The sequence below is a fragment of the Moraxella bovis genome (genome assembly GCF_025985205.1).
Lineage (GTDB): Bacteria > Pseudomonadota > Gammaproteobacteria > Pseudomonadales > Moraxellaceae > Moraxella > Moraxella bovis.
On the sequence record NZ_CP087840.1, the window covers coordinates 2,402,357 to 2,418,480 of the forward strand.

Annotated in this window: 14 protein-coding genes; 9 read left to right on the forward strand and 5 right to left on the reverse strand. The window is 45.1% G+C overall.

Going from position 1 to position 16,124, the window contains the following annotated elements; all coding sequences use genetic code 11:
- The first annotated feature begins 283 nt into the window (after positions 1-283).
- Together nhaA and LP107_RS12260 are read left to right on the forward strand one after the other, a co-directional pair.
- A complete protein-coding gene (gene nhaA / locus LP107_RS12255; RefSeq protein WP_078274843.1) occupies positions 284-1,513 on the forward strand; it encodes a Na+/H+ antiporter NhaA in 1,230 nt (409 codons plus the stop codon).
- A 149-nt stretch (positions 1,514-1,662) separates the two neighbouring features.
- Positions 1,663-1,995 (forward strand): hypothetical protein, encoded by a 333-nt coding sequence (locus LP107_RS12260; protein ID WP_078274844.1) that lies wholly within the window; start codon positions 1,663-1,665, stop codon positions 1,993-1,995.
- Here LP107_RS12260 and LP107_RS12265 read toward each other — a convergent pair.
- Complete coding sequence (locus LP107_RS12265; RefSeq protein ID WP_158079689.1) at positions 1,992-2,129, reverse strand: hypothetical protein; 138 nt, start codon at positions 2,127-2,129, stop codon at positions 1,992-1,994. The two genes, LP107_RS12260 and LP107_RS12265, sit on opposite strands and share 4 nt — an antisense overlap.
- A 275-nt stretch (positions 2,130-2,404) precedes the next feature.
- Between LP107_RS12265 and LP107_RS12270 the strand changes: the two genes are divergently transcribed.
- Positions 2,405-2,878: an MliC family protein gene (locus LP107_RS12270; protein ID WP_078274845.1), complete on the forward strand. Its 474-nt coding sequence runs from the start codon at positions 2,405-2,407 to the stop codon at positions 2,876-2,878.
- Positions 2,879-2,978: 100 nt separating this feature from the next.
- On the forward strand, positions 2,979-3,440 hold the full coding sequence (locus LP107_RS12275) for a DUF2799 domain-containing protein (RefSeq protein WP_158079690.1): 462 nt from the start codon (positions 2,979-2,981) through the stop codon (positions 3,438-3,440).
- Between the two features lie 209 nt (positions 3,441-3,649).
- On the opposite strand, the gene LP107_RS12280 is transcribed toward LP107_RS12275, so the two are convergent.
- Positions 3,650-4,246, reverse strand: coding sequence for a hypothetical protein (locus LP107_RS12280; RefSeq protein WP_078274847.1), 597 nt, complete (start codon positions 4,244-4,246; stop codon positions 3,650-3,652).
- 270 nt (positions 4,247-4,516) lie between these two features.
- Here LP107_RS12280 and aroE point away from each other — a divergent pair, with 270 nt between their 5' ends.
- The 5 genes from aroE to LP107_RS12305 all read left to right on the forward strand — a co-directional run bounded on the left by aroE (position 4,517) and on the right by LP107_RS12305 (position 10,819).
- Positions 4,517-5,308, forward strand: a complete 792-nt coding sequence (gene aroE / locus LP107_RS12285) for a shikimate dehydrogenase (protein ID WP_078274848.1) — start codon at positions 4,517-4,519, stop codon at positions 5,306-5,308.
- A 152-nt stretch (positions 5,309-5,460) separates the two neighbouring features.
- A complete protein-coding gene (locus LP107_RS12290) occupies positions 5,461-7,281 on the forward strand; it encodes an acyl-CoA dehydrogenase C-terminal domain-containing protein (protein WP_078274849.1) in 1,821 nt (606 codons plus the stop codon).
- Positions 7,282-7,695: 414 nt separating this feature from the next.
- Positions 7,696-8,532, forward strand: coding sequence for an exodeoxyribonuclease III (locus LP107_RS12295; RefSeq protein ID WP_078274863.1), 837 nt, complete (start codon positions 7,696-7,698; stop codon positions 8,530-8,532).
- A 596-nt stretch (positions 8,533-9,128) separates the two neighbouring features.
- Entirely contained in the window at positions 9,129-10,121 is a 993-nt protein-coding gene (locus LP107_RS12300; RefSeq protein WP_078274852.1) for a GTPase family protein, read from the forward strand.
- Entirely contained in the window at positions 10,118-10,819 is a 702-nt protein-coding gene (locus tag LP107_RS12305) for a GTPase family protein (protein WP_228157715.1), read from the forward strand. Before LP107_RS12300 ends, LP107_RS12305 begins: the two co-directional genes overlap by 4 nt.
- A 115-nt stretch (positions 10,820-10,934) precedes the next feature.
- On the opposite strand, the gene LP107_RS12310 is transcribed toward LP107_RS12305, so the two are convergent.
- The 3 genes from LP107_RS12310 to LP107_RS12320 all read right to left on the reverse strand — a co-directional run bounded on the left by LP107_RS12310 (position 10,935) and on the right by LP107_RS12320 (position 16,091).
- On the reverse strand, positions 10,935-12,101 hold the full coding sequence (locus LP107_RS12310; RefSeq protein ID WP_115368719.1) for an HlyD family type I secretion periplasmic adaptor subunit: 1,167 nt from the start codon (positions 12,099-12,101) through the stop codon (positions 10,935-10,937).
- 11 nt (positions 12,102-12,112) lie between these two features.
- Entirely contained in the window at positions 12,113-14,326 is a 2,214-nt protein-coding gene (locus tag LP107_RS12315) for a peptidase domain-containing ABC transporter (protein WP_264676078.1), read from the reverse strand.
- A gap of 217 nt (positions 14,327-14,543) precedes the next feature.
- Entirely contained in the window at positions 14,544-16,091 is a 1,548-nt protein-coding gene (locus LP107_RS12320; RefSeq protein WP_078274856.1) for a TolC family protein, read from the reverse strand.
- Positions 16,092-16,124 lie beyond the last annotated feature (33 nt).

Consider the following 16,124-nt stretch of genomic DNA (forward strand, 5'->3'; position numbering starts at 1 on the left):
GCATGAAAATACCTAATCGTCACTCACAAACTAATAGATGTCACAACCCGAGTTTGACGTCAGATTAATCATCCAAACACCTAGTCCATATGCACGGATATCATCTTACAGCACTTGCATTTGGCAAACCCACAGAAAGAAAACTTACACAAATAATCACAAAACTGCTTTCGTATTATTAATTTTTGTGATATATTCACAAGATTGGTTAATTTTTATTTATAACTAATTTTTATAATTATAGGTTTTGTTCCTTCATTTATATTTATAGGAAAAGATAGTCATGTCGATGAGTCGCATAAAAGCCTTTTTTGCCTTAGAAGCTGCTGGGGGCATCATCCTTGCCTTAGCTGCCGTACTTGCAATGATTGTTGCAAACTCACCTTTATCTGAACTTTATAATGCTTTTATTCATGCTCCTGTCGTGGTGCAAATTGGTCAATTTGAGATTGCCAAAGACGCTCATCATTGGATTAATGACGGTCTGATGGCGGTCTTTTTCTTTTTGGTGGGTCTAGAATTAAAGCGTGAGGCTTTGATAGGTGAGCTGTCCGATGTCAAGCAAATCGTTCTGCCTGCCATCTGTGCCATCGGTGGCATGGTCGCCCCTGCTTTGGTCTATTATGGACTAAATTATGGTGATGCTGAGGCTCTAAAAGGCTGGGCAATCCCTGCTGCCACGGACATTGCCTTTGCCATTGGCGTGCTTAGCTTGCTCGGCAACAAAGTCCCTAATGCCTTAAAAGTATTTTTGGTATCCATTGCCATCTTTGATGACATCGGGGCGATTATCATCATTGCCTTGTTCTACACGTCTGAATTATCATTGATATCACTGGGCGTGGCAGCGGTGTGTTTGCCCTTTTTATTCCTACTAAATCGCCTAAACGTCACCCGTCTCACGCCTTATCTGCTTATCGGACTTATCCTATGGGCCGCCATGTTAAAATCAGGCGTGCATGCAACCTTAGCAGGCGTACTTTTGGCATTTTTTATTCCTTTGAAAAACAACGCCGACCCTGAGCATTCACCCCTAGAAGAGCTAGAACACGATTTACACAATACTGTCGCCTTTGGTATCTTACCTCTATTTGCCTTTGCCAATGCAGGGATTTCGCTGGCGGGGACTAACATGGGCGAGCTCATGCACGGCGTACCCATGGGTATTGCCCTAGGTCTGTTTATTGGTAAACAGCTTGGCGTGATAATTCCTGTGTTTTTGGTCGTCAAAATGGGTTTGGTCAAACTGCCCACAGGCACAAACTTCATGCAAATCTATGGCGTCTCTCTGCTTTGCGGTATCGGCTTTACCATGTCGCTCTTTATCTCGGGGCTTGCCTTTGGCGGCATTCCTGAGGATTATGACCCACGTTTAGGCATTATCCTAGGCTCGCTTATCTCGGGTATTGTGGGTTATTTTGTCTTGCGTGCCAACATCAAAGACGCTGACCATCCCACCCTTGCCAAAAATGATGAGATGTATTTAGGTGTTGGCGAACCGCCCAAACATTAATCATGCCAAAAACAAAAAAACAAAAAGCGGGCAACATGTCCGCTTTTTGTTATCTGATCTTTTCATTTATCCGTGTTTGTCATACAATAAACCAACTTCATTACCCATCAGTGCCATCATTATCAGCCCCATGATTTAAGGAAACTCCCATGTCTTATCGCACCGTCCTTGATTTGGCGTCCGCCTTATCTGATACGGACAAGCTAAAACTGGCTTATCATCTGCTCGGGCAACTCATGCTTGCCCAAAACCCATCATCCGCCCCTACCCAAAAACTGCCACCCTCTGCCGATTATGACTATTGCTTGGAGCGAGTGCTAAAAAGCAAGCCCAATCGCCTGCCTGCCCTACGGACATTTTTAGAGGCGATTTTTAGCTTTCGGGGCGGTCAAAATGCTGATATCGATGACATCATCAAGCGTTTAGAGCTTAACCATGTCATCAAAAAAGACGGCGATAACGTGGTGTATTTGGTCGATTAGGGCGTGCCTGCTAGCCTTGCCACAAGCTCACTCATAGACTCATCACGGCAGTCCGCCACGCCCACATCACTCCATAGGCTCATCAGCTCGCTGTTTTGGGTGGTTGCTCCATGGGCTCGCAGGGATTTTGTCATGGCGTTTAGCGTGAGATAGTGTGGCAAGTCATTAAAATATAGCTTTTGAATAAAATAAAGTCAAGGCATGATGGCTATTTTAAAAGAAAATGATGATTAGGGCATACCTGCCTTTTATCACATCAGTTTTTCACGATAAAAGTTGTGTTAAAGTTTTTTACAAGTTTACTCTTATTTTGAAAAAATTTGTTACAAAAGGCAGTGGAATTTCATTTATAATAAATATATCATTTAAATGATAACTGATTTTATTTTTATCTTTTAAGGAGATTGTCATGCAAAAATTATTGATTGCGACTGCTGTGGGTGCCTTGGTGTTGACAGGCTGTACCACGAATAACAGCCAAACCATCAAACAGCCCAAACCCCAAGAAATGCAAGGCAAGCACGCCCACAAACATGGCGACAAGCATGAGTATAAGCATGGCAAAAAACATCATCATGGCATCATGTCAAAAACCTATGTCTGCGACCAAGATGCCAACATTGTTGCCAACTACAACCCTGATGCCGAGCAAGCTCTACTTAACATCACCGCTCCTAGCTTAAGCCTAACTGGTGCCGATGTTGAATTAAGACTCGCCCCTTCTGCATCGGGCATGCTGTTTGTTAATGACATCAATCCTAATTCAAAATATGAATGGCGCACTAAAAACAAATTTGGTGCGTTGGACATAACCACTGCTGATGGCATGGTGTATAGCCTAAAATGCGAAAGCACTCACCCCATGCACAGCCATGCTCACTGATGGTAGCGAACAAGTTAGCCTGTCTTGGCTAAATACAGCCAAATAAAACGCATAAGCCATGCTTGTGCGTTTTTTAATCAATAATAAAAGGCAATCCGCCATGAAACCTATTACAAAAAAAGCATTCCTACTCACCGCCCTACCCATGCTCGCACTCACAGGCTGTGCTACAACTGCCACATTAAAACAAGCCGACTGCTCATCTGCCAACTGGGGGCAGGTGGGTCTTGCTGACGGTCTGCGTGGAGCAAGCAGTCAAGAGATATTACGCCATGCCAAAACCTGCCAAGGGCTTGCCACGCCTGACCGTGCGTTATGGGAGCAAGGTCGCCAAGCAGGGTTAAAATCCTACTGCACCATAGACAACGCCTACAACATGGGGCGAATGGGCTACACCTTACAAGGCGTGTGTGATGTCGGCGACAGCAAGACCCTAGAAGAGCTACACCGTGCCAACATGATGGGCTTAGAGCAACATCAGATGAGCGAACGCATGACCCGCATGCATTATGGTTATGGTGGTTGGTATGGCTATCCGTACCATCCTTATTGGTGGTGGTAAAGCCAATTTGGGTGATTTTTAAAATATCAGTCCAATAAGCAGTGTGTGTTACACGCCCTACGGTTGCTCATGATAATAGACTTCTTTCCAAACCCCGATTTTTATAGATTTTTAAAAACTTCAAACCCAGTGTTTATCAGGGTTTATTTTTAGTTTGGAAAGAGATTTAATATAGACAATGTAAAATATCCTTACACCTTTTTATTTGTCTATTTTTTCATGATAAGCTGGCAGGTATAATTGACGCATTCTGCCTTTAATATGCCATGCTTTTGTAGTAGCTCTGCCCCAACCATTTGCTCTGTCAGCATTTGCTCCAACACCGCTTTGCCGTCATCGCCATATAAGGCAGTGACAAGGGCGTGGGCTTTTTTAGCGTGGGCGTGGCTTGCCTGCTTGATGGTATCGCTGTCTTTGGGATGAGCATAGTACCATGCCAGCTCAAAGAGCTTATCCGACTCGATGACATATAGGGGCGGTTCGTGTCCTGATGTATAACTGTATTTGTCCGCCATAGCCCCATGAAAATCCAAGGCGTCCGACTTGGTGGCGGTCGGAGCTATCAGCGTTTTGGCACGCTCAAACCCGCCCTGCCCTGTCTCATTGATGGCAGGATTTGCTTGCCAATTTGCCACATCATAGACCACTTTTTCATAAACCTTTGGCTCGCCGTCATCTTGCACCACATCCTTGTGCGTGGTAGGACGAAAAAACAACGCCAATACCACAGTACAGGCGATGATGACCGCCCAGATGATGGGGGTTTTAAAGGATTTTTTGGCAGGGGCAGAATTGGTGTCGGTCATGGCTGATATAAATGGTAAATGGTAAAATGGCTTGCGTTAGCCGTTAAATGGTGGGAAAATAATGGCGGTTATTGTAGCCGTTTTTGGGTCATTTTAACAGTTTTTATTTTGGTAGTAGTCTAAAAAGTATGCCAAACTAGGTTTTCCGTTCGCCCTGAGCCTGCCTGCGAGTAGGAAAACCGTTAGGTTTACCAAGCTCACCACGAACGGTTTTCTTTGCAGCATGCTTTTTGAACCAGAGCCTTTATTTTAAATTCATCAGGACAATGTATGCACCACTTTATCGTCATCGGCAACCCAATTAGCCACTCCAAAAGCCCTGCCATTCATACCGCCTTTGCTCGCTCTGTGGGGCTTGACATCAGCTACAACCGCCAATTTTGCCCTGATGATTTTGGCAGTTTTAAGGCGGTCATCGAAGCGTTTTTTCATGGCGGGGGCGTGGGGGCGAATGTAACCTTGCCCTTTAAAGAAATGGCGTTTGACATCTGCCAAGAAGTCGGTACATTAAGCGAATACGCCAAAAACGCAGGGGCGGTAAACACACTTGCCATAAAAGATGGTAAGCTCTATGGCGATAACACGGACGGTCGGGGGCTGGTGGCGGATTTGGTGGGGCGTGGCGTGGATTTGCACGGTAAAAAAGTCGCCATACTCGGGGCAGGTGGGGCAACTCGGGGAGCGATTTTATCGCTTATCCAAAGTAGTGCGGTAGTGTCGGTGTTTAATCGCACGCTTGCCAAAGCCCAAACACTCGCCCAAGAGTTTGCCACACAGGGCATTACTATCAACGCTCACGGCTTAGACGAACTCACAGGGCATTTTGATGTCATCATCAATGCCACGTCCGCCACGACCACAGGGCAAAGTCTGGATTTGGGTGGTGTGTCGGCGGATGTGGCGTATGACATGATGTATGGCAAACCGTCTGCTTTTTTGGAGCATTTTAACACCGCCAAACAGATAGACGGCATGGGCATGCTTATCAATCAAGCTCGCTTATCCTTTGAGCTGTGGACAGGTCGGGCGGTGGATTTGGATAAGGTGGTGCTAGATTTATAATTTATTTTTATAAAAATAATAAAAATTTATGAAAAATAGTTATTTTTAACACAAAACCCCTAGCATAAATCACAAAATAAGGTATAGTAAGGAAATGATGTTTTCACACATTTCCCCTTTATCCTATTTATCTATCACAAAGGAGCTGTCTTATGCTAACGTACAAAGCCCCCCTACGGGACATCAAATTTCTCATCAATGAAGTCTTTGATTATCCAGGCCACTACAAAACCTTTGAGCATGGCAAAAATGCCGACAGCGAAACGGTTGGCATGATTTTAGAAGGCTTTGCCGACTTAGCCGAAAACGTCATCGCCCCCCTGTATCAGTCAGGCGATGCCGAAGGTTGTCATTTTAAGGACGGCGAGGTTACCACACCCAAAGGCTTTAAAGAAGCGTACGAGCAGTTCGCCCAAGGGGGCTGGCAAGGCATTGCCTACCCTGAACAGTATGGCGGTATGGCTCTGCCAATGTCGCTCAATCTCATCAAATCAGAGATGCTTGGCACCGCCAACTGGTCATTTGCCATGTATCCGGGGCTATCGCTTGGAGCGGTCAATACCATTTTGGAATACGGCACGACCGAGCAAAAAGACCTATACCTACCCAAGCTCGTTACTGGCGAGTGGTCTGGCACCATGTGTCTGACCGAAGCCCAGTGCGGCACCGACCTAAACCAAATGAAAACATCCGCCAAACCTAACGATGACGGCACTTATGCCATTAATGGCTCTAAGATTTTCATCAGTGCTGGCGAGCATGACCTGACCGAGAACATCGTACACATCGTACTGGCACGCCTGCCTGATGCCCCTGCTGGCACCAAAGGCATTTCGCTATTTATCGTGCCAAAATTCCTGTCTGACAATGACGGCAACATGGGCGAGCGTAATGGCGTGAGCTGCGGCTCTATCGAACACAAAATGGGTATTAGTGCGTCCGCCACGTGCGTGATTAACTTTGACAACGCCACAGGGTTTTTGATTGGCGAGCCAAACAAAGGGCTAAAAGCGATGTTCACCTACATGAACACCGCCCGTGTCGGCACTGGCATTCAAGGCTTGGCTCACATGGAGCTTGCTTTCCAAAACTCACTGCCCTATGCCAAAGAACGCCGTTCTATGCGTGCCTTGTCTGGCACCAAAGAGCCTGACAAACCTGCTGATGCCATTCACTATCACGCCGATGTCCGCCGTATGCTACTGACCCAAAAGGCATTTACCGAAGGGGCGAGAAGCATGATTTATCACGTTGGGCGTTATTCGGACAAACTGGCGGATGCGACCGTGCGTGGCGACAAAAAAGAGATTGAGCGTTGGGAAGACAAAATGGGCTTTTTCACGCCTGTACTAAAAGGCTTTTTGACCGAAATCGCCCAAGAGTCTGTGAAAAACGGCTTGCAAATCTTTGGCGGTCATGGCTACATCAAAGAATGGGGCATGGAACAAATCGCCCGTGATGCTCGTATCAGTACGCTGTACGAAGGCACGACAGGCGTACAAGCCCTAGACTTGCTCGGTCGTAAGGTACTGCTACAAGGCGGTGGTAAAGTGGTGCGTGATTATACCGCCAGTATCATGAAGTGGTGTGGCGATTATGCCCTTGACAAAGACATGCGTAAATACGTTTGGGCATTGACCAAGCTGTGTGCCGAATGGAACGTCCTAACTGGTCGCCTTGCCATTACCGCCAAACGCAAAAACCGTGAGATTATCTCGGCAGCGTCCGAAGACTATCTCATGTACTCAGGCTATGTGATGATGGCGTACCACTGGGCAAGAATGGCGGCGATTGCCTTTGATAAGATGAAAAATGGCGGTGAACAACCCCGTGAGTTCTACCTTGCCAAAACCCAAACAGCAGAGTTTTACTTTGATAAAATCCTACCACGCACGAGTGGGCTTGCCGACAGCATGACCGCCCCAAGCGAAGTGATGACCGACATGGACATTGAGCATTTTATCATTGATTAATCATTCGCTTACAAATCATCAAAAACCACTCATCAATTTGGGTGGTTTTTGTTTGGCTTGGGCGTGTTGAATGTTGGTGTTTGCCATGAAAAATGAGAAAAATCGCCCGTTTTTCAAGGAAAAAGTGAAGTTTGATAGTCATTCTATCAAACGAGCTTTTATTATGAAAAACAAGATTTAGCCATTTTTCATGCAAAAATAGATTAAAAGCATAAATCTTTATAAAATACAAATAAATGTTATCAATATTCAGTACGCCCTTGTCAATCACGATTTATACAAATATTCATGGCATTTTGTGGTAAAATTTGCCCTTTATAAATCTTTTAAATAAACGATACCATGACCGACATCAACCCATTACACCCCAACCCACAAGCCCCAACCGCCCTAAACCCCAAACCCAACGACATCATACCACCCAAATCCGCCTACCTTGCCAAACATGGCGACAAGCGTATCCTAAGGGTGGTATCTATCAATGTCAATGGACTAAGAGCATCTGAGAAAAAGGGCTTATTTGACTTTATTGTCAAGTCGGACGCAGACGTGATATGTATGCAGGAGACACGGATAACCCATGGGCAGTGGACGGATAAATTTAAGCCTGTGGGTTATCATGCTCATCTATTCCCTGCCGAGAGAGCGGGATATGCTGGCACAGCGATTTATAGTAAATTGCCCTTTATCCCAACGGACGGGCTGGGCTTTGACACTGCCGACACGCAAGGGCGGTTTACCTGTGGGCAGTTTGACCTCAGTGAATGGGGACTAGATACACCTGTACACATTGCGTCTTTGTATTTGCCGTCTGGCTCATCAGGCGATGACGCTCAGGCTCGTAAAGATGAGTTTTTGGAAAAATATAAAGCCATTTTAAAACGCTGGCGAGACGAGAACAAATCCATCATCGTCTGCGGTGATTATAACATTGTGCATAAACGCATTGATATCAAAAACTGGTCGGGCAACCAAAAAGCGTCTGGCTGTCTGCCCCACGAACGGGCGTGGCTTGACCATATTTATGATGATTTGGGCTATGTGGATACGTTTCGGGTGGTGCGATTTGACAGCAACATTTATTCGTGGTGGAGCAATCGTGGGCAGGCTCGTGCCAAGAATGTCGGCTGGCGGATAGATTATCACGCTTGCTCACCTGACTGGAAGGCTCGCACAGTAGGGGCGTGGGTTTACCGAGATGAATGGTATTCTGACCACGCTCCTGTGGTGGTGGATTATGTGTTGGGCTAAGTTTGGGTAAATAAAAACGTGGTGAGTGCCACGTTTTTATTTTATCAATAAATCATTGGGATTGGTTGGATTTTAATAAATCAAGCATTTGTTTTAATAAGGAATTTTCATTTTGTAATTGGGTGATGATTTCATCTTTATGGGTAATGATAAGTTGTAATTTGTCATTTTCATGAACTAAATTTTGCTCATGATTTGGATTGCTATGATAAATAATTGCTCCATTATTTAGATTTTCGTTTGTACAATTCTCATTAATTAATAAAAATACACCATTATCATTATTATGAATTAATTCAGTAACATCAATATTTAAAATATGGGCAATTTGTTAAATGCGGTCTAGGTTTAATTTGGTTTTGCCTGATTCTATTTTTGAATAGGCTTGTGGGGGGTGAGTTCAAGACGTTCTGCCATTTGTTCTTGGGAGATTTTTTGTTGGGTGCGAATGGCTCGGATTTTGTCTTGGGTTTTCATAGGTAACTTTTGGTTGAGTTTTTCAACAAATGGTTGGTGTTTTGGGGTAAATTTGGCTATCATTGTAAAGGCATGACTGCCAATATGCAACCATTTTTTAACCATTTAAGGAAAAAATCATGAGTTTTGAGACTAATTTTAACGATGTTGTAAGTAACATTGAGAAAGATACGAGTATCAGCGAAGCAGATAAAACCAAATTTTTGCAAAATATCAACCGCCTAAAAAATACCAAGCTCAATCTAATGATTGTGGGTGGTACGGGCGTGGGCAAATCGTCCACCATTAATGCCCTGTTTGGTATGGAAAAAGCCAAAATTGGCACAAGCTCCAATCCTGAAACGATGAGTATTACCAGCTACGAGCTTGGTAATGTAATTTTGTGGGATTCCCTTGGTTTGGGTGACGGTAAAGAGGCGGACGAACGCCACGCCAAAGCCATTATCAGTAAACTTACTGAAAAAGACAGCAAAGGCGAATTGTTGATTGATATGGTGCTGGTGATTTTGGACGGTGGCAGTCGTGATTTGGGCACTTCGTATGAGCTGATTAATAGTGTGATTATCCCTAATCTAGGCAATGATAAAAGCCGTTTGCTTGTTGCTATTAATAAAGCCGATAATGCGATGAGTGGGCGATACTCGGATTTTGAAAAGAGCGAACCACAACCCAAACTCATTGATTTTTTGGACGAAAAGGTAAACTCCACCAAATCACGCATCAAAGAAGCGACAGGGGTAGATATTGATGTGATTTATTATTCGGCAGGATATACCGATGATGACACACAAGAACAGCCTTATAACTTATCTAAACTATTAGCATTTATTTTAAGACATACCAAATCCACCAAGCGTGTGGTTATTGCCACTCAGCTTAACCAAGATGCTAAAATGTGGGAAAAGAGTGATAGTCTTAAAGATTATCAAAAAGAAGTGGATGATTCTATTTGGAACTCTTTAAAAGAAGTTGTGTCAGAAGGCGTGGACTTTGCAAAAGAAATACTGTTCAACCGTATTGACGATTTAAAAGATGTGGTAGATGTTACCATTAAGACAGGTGGTTTAATCATTAAAGGGGCTAAGAAAATTGGTAAGTGGTTAGGCTTATGATGAATAATCAGCAAGGAGTGAGTCATACTCGCACCATACAGCTACAATCTGCACTTAACCAAAAAAGATTGCTCACCCCCTTAGATGTTGTCCTAGTGGGGGCAACAGAGGTGGGCAAAAGCTCTACACTTAACGCCTTGTTTGGTTCGGATGTGGCAGAGGTTGGCAAAGGTTCTCAGCCACAGACGCAGATTGTGGCTGATTATCGTGTGGGTCAGAGTTTTCGACTGTATGATACAGCAGGTTTTGGCGATGGTAAAGAAGCGGACGAACGCCATGCTAAAAATTTGGTTTTTTTATTGAGAGATACCTGTACATCAAAACAAAAATCGTATTTTTTGATGGATTTAGTCTTGGTGATTTTAGATGGCAGTAGCCGTGATTTGGGTACTTCATATAAACTTCTAACCGATGTAATTTTACCAAATATTGAGCCTAGTCGTGTATTGGTTGCAATTAACAAGGCTGATATGGCAATGAGTGGACGGTATTGGGATTTTGAGAAAAATCAGCCACAGCCCAGATTGATTGAGTTTTTGAATGAAAAAGTACATTCCACCAAAGAGCGTATCAAAGAAGCAACAGGATTAACCATTCCTACGCCTATTTATTATAGTGCCGAGCGTAATTATAACATTGATGAAATTTTTGGATTTATCATCAACAACTTACCAACTCACAGGCGTTATCTTAACTAACAACAAAAGCGTGAATTTTAAAATTCACGCTTTTGTTTATCAACATAACTCTTTTAGACTTTTGACAAAATATAATTATCACATAAAACATAGCATACGCCATGTTTTATGCAAATCATCGCTCGCCCAGACCCTCGGACAATGTCTTGGTAATCGGTTTGGTTAGATAGGATAATACCGTCCGCTCCATTGCCTTGATGTCTACACTGGCGGTCATACCTGGCTTGATGACAATCTCATCTTCACGAGCCGCCACCTGAGCCCCCGCAATACGAATCTGCACCCGATAATATGGCTTATCGCCTTGCGGGGTTTTCTCCATGAGCGTGTCTGGGCTGATGTAGATGACCTCGCCATTCATCGCCCCAAAAATAGAATAATCATAAGCGTCCAGTTTGACACTGGCGGTCTGACCTTCTTTGACATAGGCGATGTCCACAGGCTGAACCTTTGCCTCCACAATCAAATCACTACTGGTCGGAAGCAGTTGCATGATCGTATCACCCGGTCGCACCACCCCGCCAATGGTCGTAACAGCGATGTTATTCACCTTGCCGTCCACAGGAGCAAATAGCCGTTTTTCTTCTAACACCTGCGTGCGGTCTCTGAGCTGTTCGCTCTCAGATTCTAGCTCTTCTTGGGCTTTGGTCAGCTCGGTTTGGGCATCTTCAAAGTATTTATTGCGTTTGTTGGTAATCTGTGCCTCGATGTCTGCCACTTGACGGCGAAGTCTGATCACATCCGCCTGACTGACGTCGCCATGAGCCAATAGCGGTTCGTTCATGGCAAGCTCTCGCTTGGCAAGGTCAAGCATTTTTTGTAATGACGCCACATCTTGGGTGATGGCTTGGCGGCGACGGTTGTATAGCTCGGTTTGGTTTTGGACGTACTCGGTGTACTTTTGCACTTCTTCTGGGAAATTTAGTGGGCGGTCAAAAATCTCCGCCTCCAAACGTGCCACCCTCGCACGCAGGGCTGCCACTTTGGTTGCCGAGTTATCCAATGCCGCCTTAGCACGCTCTTCTTCTAATATCGCCAATAGGTCGCCTTTTTTGACATCATCGCCCTCTTTGACCAGCAGTTCTGACAAAATGCCATTGTCCGCCGCCTGAATCTCTTGGGTGCGGTCAGATGCGATGACAGTCGCCTGAGCTCGGGTCACTTGGTCGATTTTAGCAAATGATGCCCATGTAATAAGCACAATGATGGTTACCAGTGCCACCCAAATAATCACACTGGGCTTACTGCGTGATTTGGCTTTTTGATAGTTTTTTTGACTCACTAGAGGCTTCCTTATGGCTGACTGGATGGGCTATTGGGTGACTGGTCAATACTTTGTTGTGCTTGACCACTCTCCACTTTTTTCATGGCGTCTTTGGCGTTTTGCTCATTTTGGATAAGTCGTGATAGCACCGCCTGCTTAGGTCCATCCATGACCACTTTACCATCTGCCATGATGATGATGCGATTCACCAATGCCAAGAGTCCCATTTTATGAGTTGAAACAATAAGTGTCTTGGTAGGGTCTTGGAGTTCTTGGGCAAGCACTTGCAAGCATTGATTCTCTTGCATGTTATCCATGGATGCCGTTGGTTCATCAAGTAGCCACACCGATGGTTTGGTCAGCACTAAGCGGGTGAAAGCAACCAGTTGTTTTTGCCCACCTGACAGACCCTTACCACCTTCGCTAATGGGCAAATCTAGACCGCTAGAATGCCCCGACACCAAGCGGATAAGCCCCGTGCGATGTAGCTCTTGCCTGATGACATCATCAGGCGGAGCAGGCATGCCAATCAGCAAGTTTTCACGAAGTGTCCCCTGGAACAGACGATGGTCTTGTTGTAGATAGCCCACCTGCTCACTCATGGACTCACGACTGATGTGACTGATGTCTAGTCCATCTAACAGCACATGACCGCCTGTGGGCATATACAGACCTGATAGGATTTTTAGCAAAGTGGATTTGCCAGAGCCGATAGAGCCCAATATCGCCACCCGCTCACCTGCCTTAATGTCCAAATGCTCAATATTTAGGGCATTTCGCTCATTGCCTGCATAGCTAAAAGCCATGTTATGGCACTGATACCAGCCATGAATGCGAGATGGGGCAAGTGGGTGAGCGACGTCGTTATTGTCTTGCTCTAGCTCAAAGAGTCGCTCAATGTTAGCTTTGGCGGCTTTGGCGTGCGAATATTGCACCAATAGATTGGGGGCATTCATAATGGGAGCCAAAATACGCCCACCTAGGATGGTACAAGCAATCAGACCACCGATGGTCATGGCTTGCGACATCACCACAAATGCCCCCGTGATGACAATCCCCACATAACTGATTTGTTGGAGCATTTGCACGCTGTAATTTAGATTGTCATTGGCATGACGCATTTTTAGGTCGTTATCAATGGTATCACCTGTTACATCTAGCCATTTGGACAAAAACTTCCAGTTGCCCGAACCTGCCTTGATGGTTTCCATGCCCTCGACCGTCTCCACCAAAATCCCCGTTTTTAGATAGGATGCGGTGGCATTTTCGGCGGAGATTTTATCAATTTTTTTACGGCTAGATAAACCCAACATGATACCAATTACTGCAGCGACAAGTGGAATGACGGCAACAATGGGCGAGCCGATGACCGCAATCAAAATGATGAACAAAATACTCATCGGGATATCGACAAGCGTAAACAGCGTGCTTGCCGTAAAAAACGAACGCACCTGCTCATAACCACGAAGCTGAGCTGCTAGCGAACCTACCGAACCTGGCATTTTATCCACACGCACCGCAAGCAGTCGTTCAAAGATACTGCGAGAGAGCCTCTCATCAACACCAATGACCATCTTATCCATGACTTTTGAGCGAGCAAATTTCATCGCTGCCTCAAATAAAATCATGATTGCCACACCTGACGCTAGAATGATGAGCGTGTATTTGCTGTTTGTCGGGATAACGCGGTCATAGACCTGCATGGAAAATAGCGACACAGCAAGGGCAAGCAGGTTGATGATGAGCGAAGCCACAACCGCCTCCACCACCACACGCTTATGTCCTTTAAGGTTTTCCATAAGCAGGTCGTGAAAGCTGACCTTTTTTTCACTGATTAACCTGTCAGACACCCTGATTTTTGCCACAAAATCCAAGTCCGAACTCTGACAAGTAACTCGCCCTTCGGTACTCTCAAACAGCCAGCTTAGACCGTATTTTTGTACAATGCGACCATAGCCAAGCGATTTATGATGGACAAATAACGGCATGTAAGCAGCATCAGGCTCATCCATGATGTCAGGCTCATCAACCACACCCAACGTCTCAAGCAACACAGAAAGTTTCTCTTTGTGCGACTTAAATTCTAACACACGTGACAAAGCGGTATCCAGACGATTTTTATCCACGGTCACGCCCACGTCTTTTAAAAGTTCAAACACCGCAATGCCCAAGGCATTATTACTGGCGTATTGTTTTGGCAGTTGTTGGTTGTCTGGGTGGTCAGTGGTTTGGTTTAACGACATCAGTTATCCTTGGCTTGTCACACTTTGGCATGACAATATTTGATAAATATAATTTGTAAATATGGGTAAAAAACTTAATTACGACACCATTTGGCTTAAAATAGACTTGCACCTGCCGGTGTTGAAACATGCCATCATCATTTTGTCAGACGATAAGTTTACTACAACCATTTTTGATAGGCTCAGATTGAGTTATTGATTTGCTTATTTAAAGTCATCAGTGGTCAAAGGCGGTATTGTACTCATCCACAGACTGAACTTGCTCGCCCATTTGCACACCTTCACCATCAATGATATGCTCCATCTGGGCATCTGATGAATGAATCTCATCAATCTCGTTATCCATCTCATCTGCTAAGCGAGGTGGCTCTATCCATAAATCCTGCTGATTAACAAAACTGCCATCAGCCATTGGAGTGCTTAGCTTTGGTGTTGGCTGAGCATTGGTCTTACGCCACGCCAAAAATGTGCGATAAGGTCGAAACTCACTGACAGGTGCATGGATACTACCGTACTCCGACTGCCAATCCATCGCCCCAAAATCTACTTGTAGCTTATAAAAGCTTGCCACCATCTGACTTTGCACTTCCAAGAGTTGCTGTTCGTATTGGGTGTGTTCACGCACCGCATTTAGCACTTCAAGCCATGATTTTCGCCCTGCGATGAACTGACGACCATAGGAGTCCACCACCAATTTTGCCCCATCGATGGCAAGTTTGATGGACTGCTCCCTGTCTCGTGCTGAAGTAAATTCTTGATACTGAGTCTGCAAACCCTCCATAACCGTTCGTCGTGTCGCTTCTTGGGTTTGGGTTAGGCTCATGGCACGAGCATTGGCAGCACGGGTTAAGGCAAGTGATGAAAAACCCGCCCCCGGGTCATAGGACATACCCACCGAAAAATCGCCATCATCTTCGTTATTCTCATGCTCAAAAGTGTGTTGGTATTGGGCATAGATATTAGGATAACGCCCTGCTGCCTGAGCTTTGGCTTCTTGTTTGGCGGCTTCTACTTGAAAATGCTGGCGTACCACGCTAGGGTGATGACTGCCTGAATTGCCAAACACCTGCGTCTCAAAATTTACCGACTGTGCTTTGGCATAGTCTGTTAGGGACTTCATGGTGATGTTGTATTTTTTTTCGCCCAACTCTTCACCGATAAGCTGTGAGAGTCTGGCGGCAGCAACTCGCTCTTGTTCTATGGCATTTTGTAGCGAGTTTTGATCTTGATAGATGCGATTTTTTACCAAATCAAGCTCAATCTTTGCCGACACGCCTTGAGCCACCCGACGCTCCATCATCTCTTCAAACTCTTTTAGGCGTGCCAAACTGTCAGCATACAGCTCCTGCAAGGCAACAGCGTAGATGTAGCCCCGCCAGATGTCGATGGTGTTTTTGGCGACGGTGTTTTGCTGTTCAAATACATAAGCATTAGCGGCTTTATTGTCATAAATGCTTTGGTTAATTTGTGCTGTCAGTCGCCCCCCTGTCCACAGTGGCTGACGAATGGTAACGGTGCTAACCAGACCGTCATTTTTGTCATGTCCTGTGCTAATCGTGGGGGTTGGTAGCATGCCTAATTTGGCAGCACGCACACCCTCAACTGCCGCCATTTCATCGGCTTTGGCAGCATTCACCAAGGGGTGTGTTTGGGTGGCACGGATGAGTAATGCATCCAAATCCAAAGGATTAATGTCGGCAGACACCAACACAGGTAGCAGTCCCAATCCTAAGAGCAAGCATTTTTTTAAATTATGGTGAATCATCAAGAAGTCCAATTACTTATCACTAATAATAAG

Bases quoted from the DNA above. Each gene is read 5' to 3' on its own strand.
- nhaA (WP_078274843.1), top strand. From the start codon at position 284: ATGTCGATGAGTCGCATAAAAGCCTTTTTTGCCTTAGAAGCTGCTGGG.
- LP107_RS12260 (WP_078274844.1), top strand. From the start codon at position 1,663: ATGTCTTATCGCACCGTCCTTGATTTGGCGTCCGCCTTATCTGATACG.
- LP107_RS12265 (WP_158079689.1), bottom strand. From the start codon at position 2,129: ATGACAAAATCCCTGCGAGCCCATGGAGCAACCACCCAAAACAGCGAG.
- LP107_RS12270 (WP_078274845.1), top strand. From the start codon at position 2,405: ATGCAAAAATTATTGATTGCGACTGCTGTGGGTGCCTTGGTGTTGACA.
- LP107_RS12275 (WP_158079690.1), top strand. From the start codon at position 2,979: ATGAAACCTATTACAAAAAAAGCATTCCTACTCACCGCCCTACCCATG.
- LP107_RS12280 (WP_078274847.1), bottom strand. From the start codon at position 4,246: ATGACCGACACCAATTCTGCCCCTGCCAAAAAATCCTTTAAAACCCCC.
- aroE (WP_078274848.1), top strand. From the start codon at position 4,517: ATGCACCACTTTATCGTCATCGGCAACCCAATTAGCCACTCCAAAAGC.
- LP107_RS12290 (WP_078274849.1), top strand. From the start codon at position 5,461: ATGCTAACGTACAAAGCCCCCCTACGGGACATCAAATTTCTCATCAAT.
- LP107_RS12300 (WP_078274852.1), top strand. From the start codon at position 9,129: ATGAGTTTTGAGACTAATTTTAACGATGTTGTAAGTAACATTGAGAAA.
- LP107_RS12305 (WP_228157715.1), top strand. From the start codon at position 10,118: ATGATGAATAATCAGCAAGGAGTGAGTCATACTCGCACCATACAGCTA.
- LP107_RS12315 (WP_264676078.1), bottom strand. From the start codon at position 14,326: ATGTCGTTAAACCAAACCACTGACCACCCAGACAACCAACAACTGCCA.
- LP107_RS12320 (WP_078274856.1), bottom strand. From the start codon at position 16,091: ATGATTCACCATAATTTAAAAAAATGCTTGCTCTTAGGATTGGGACTG.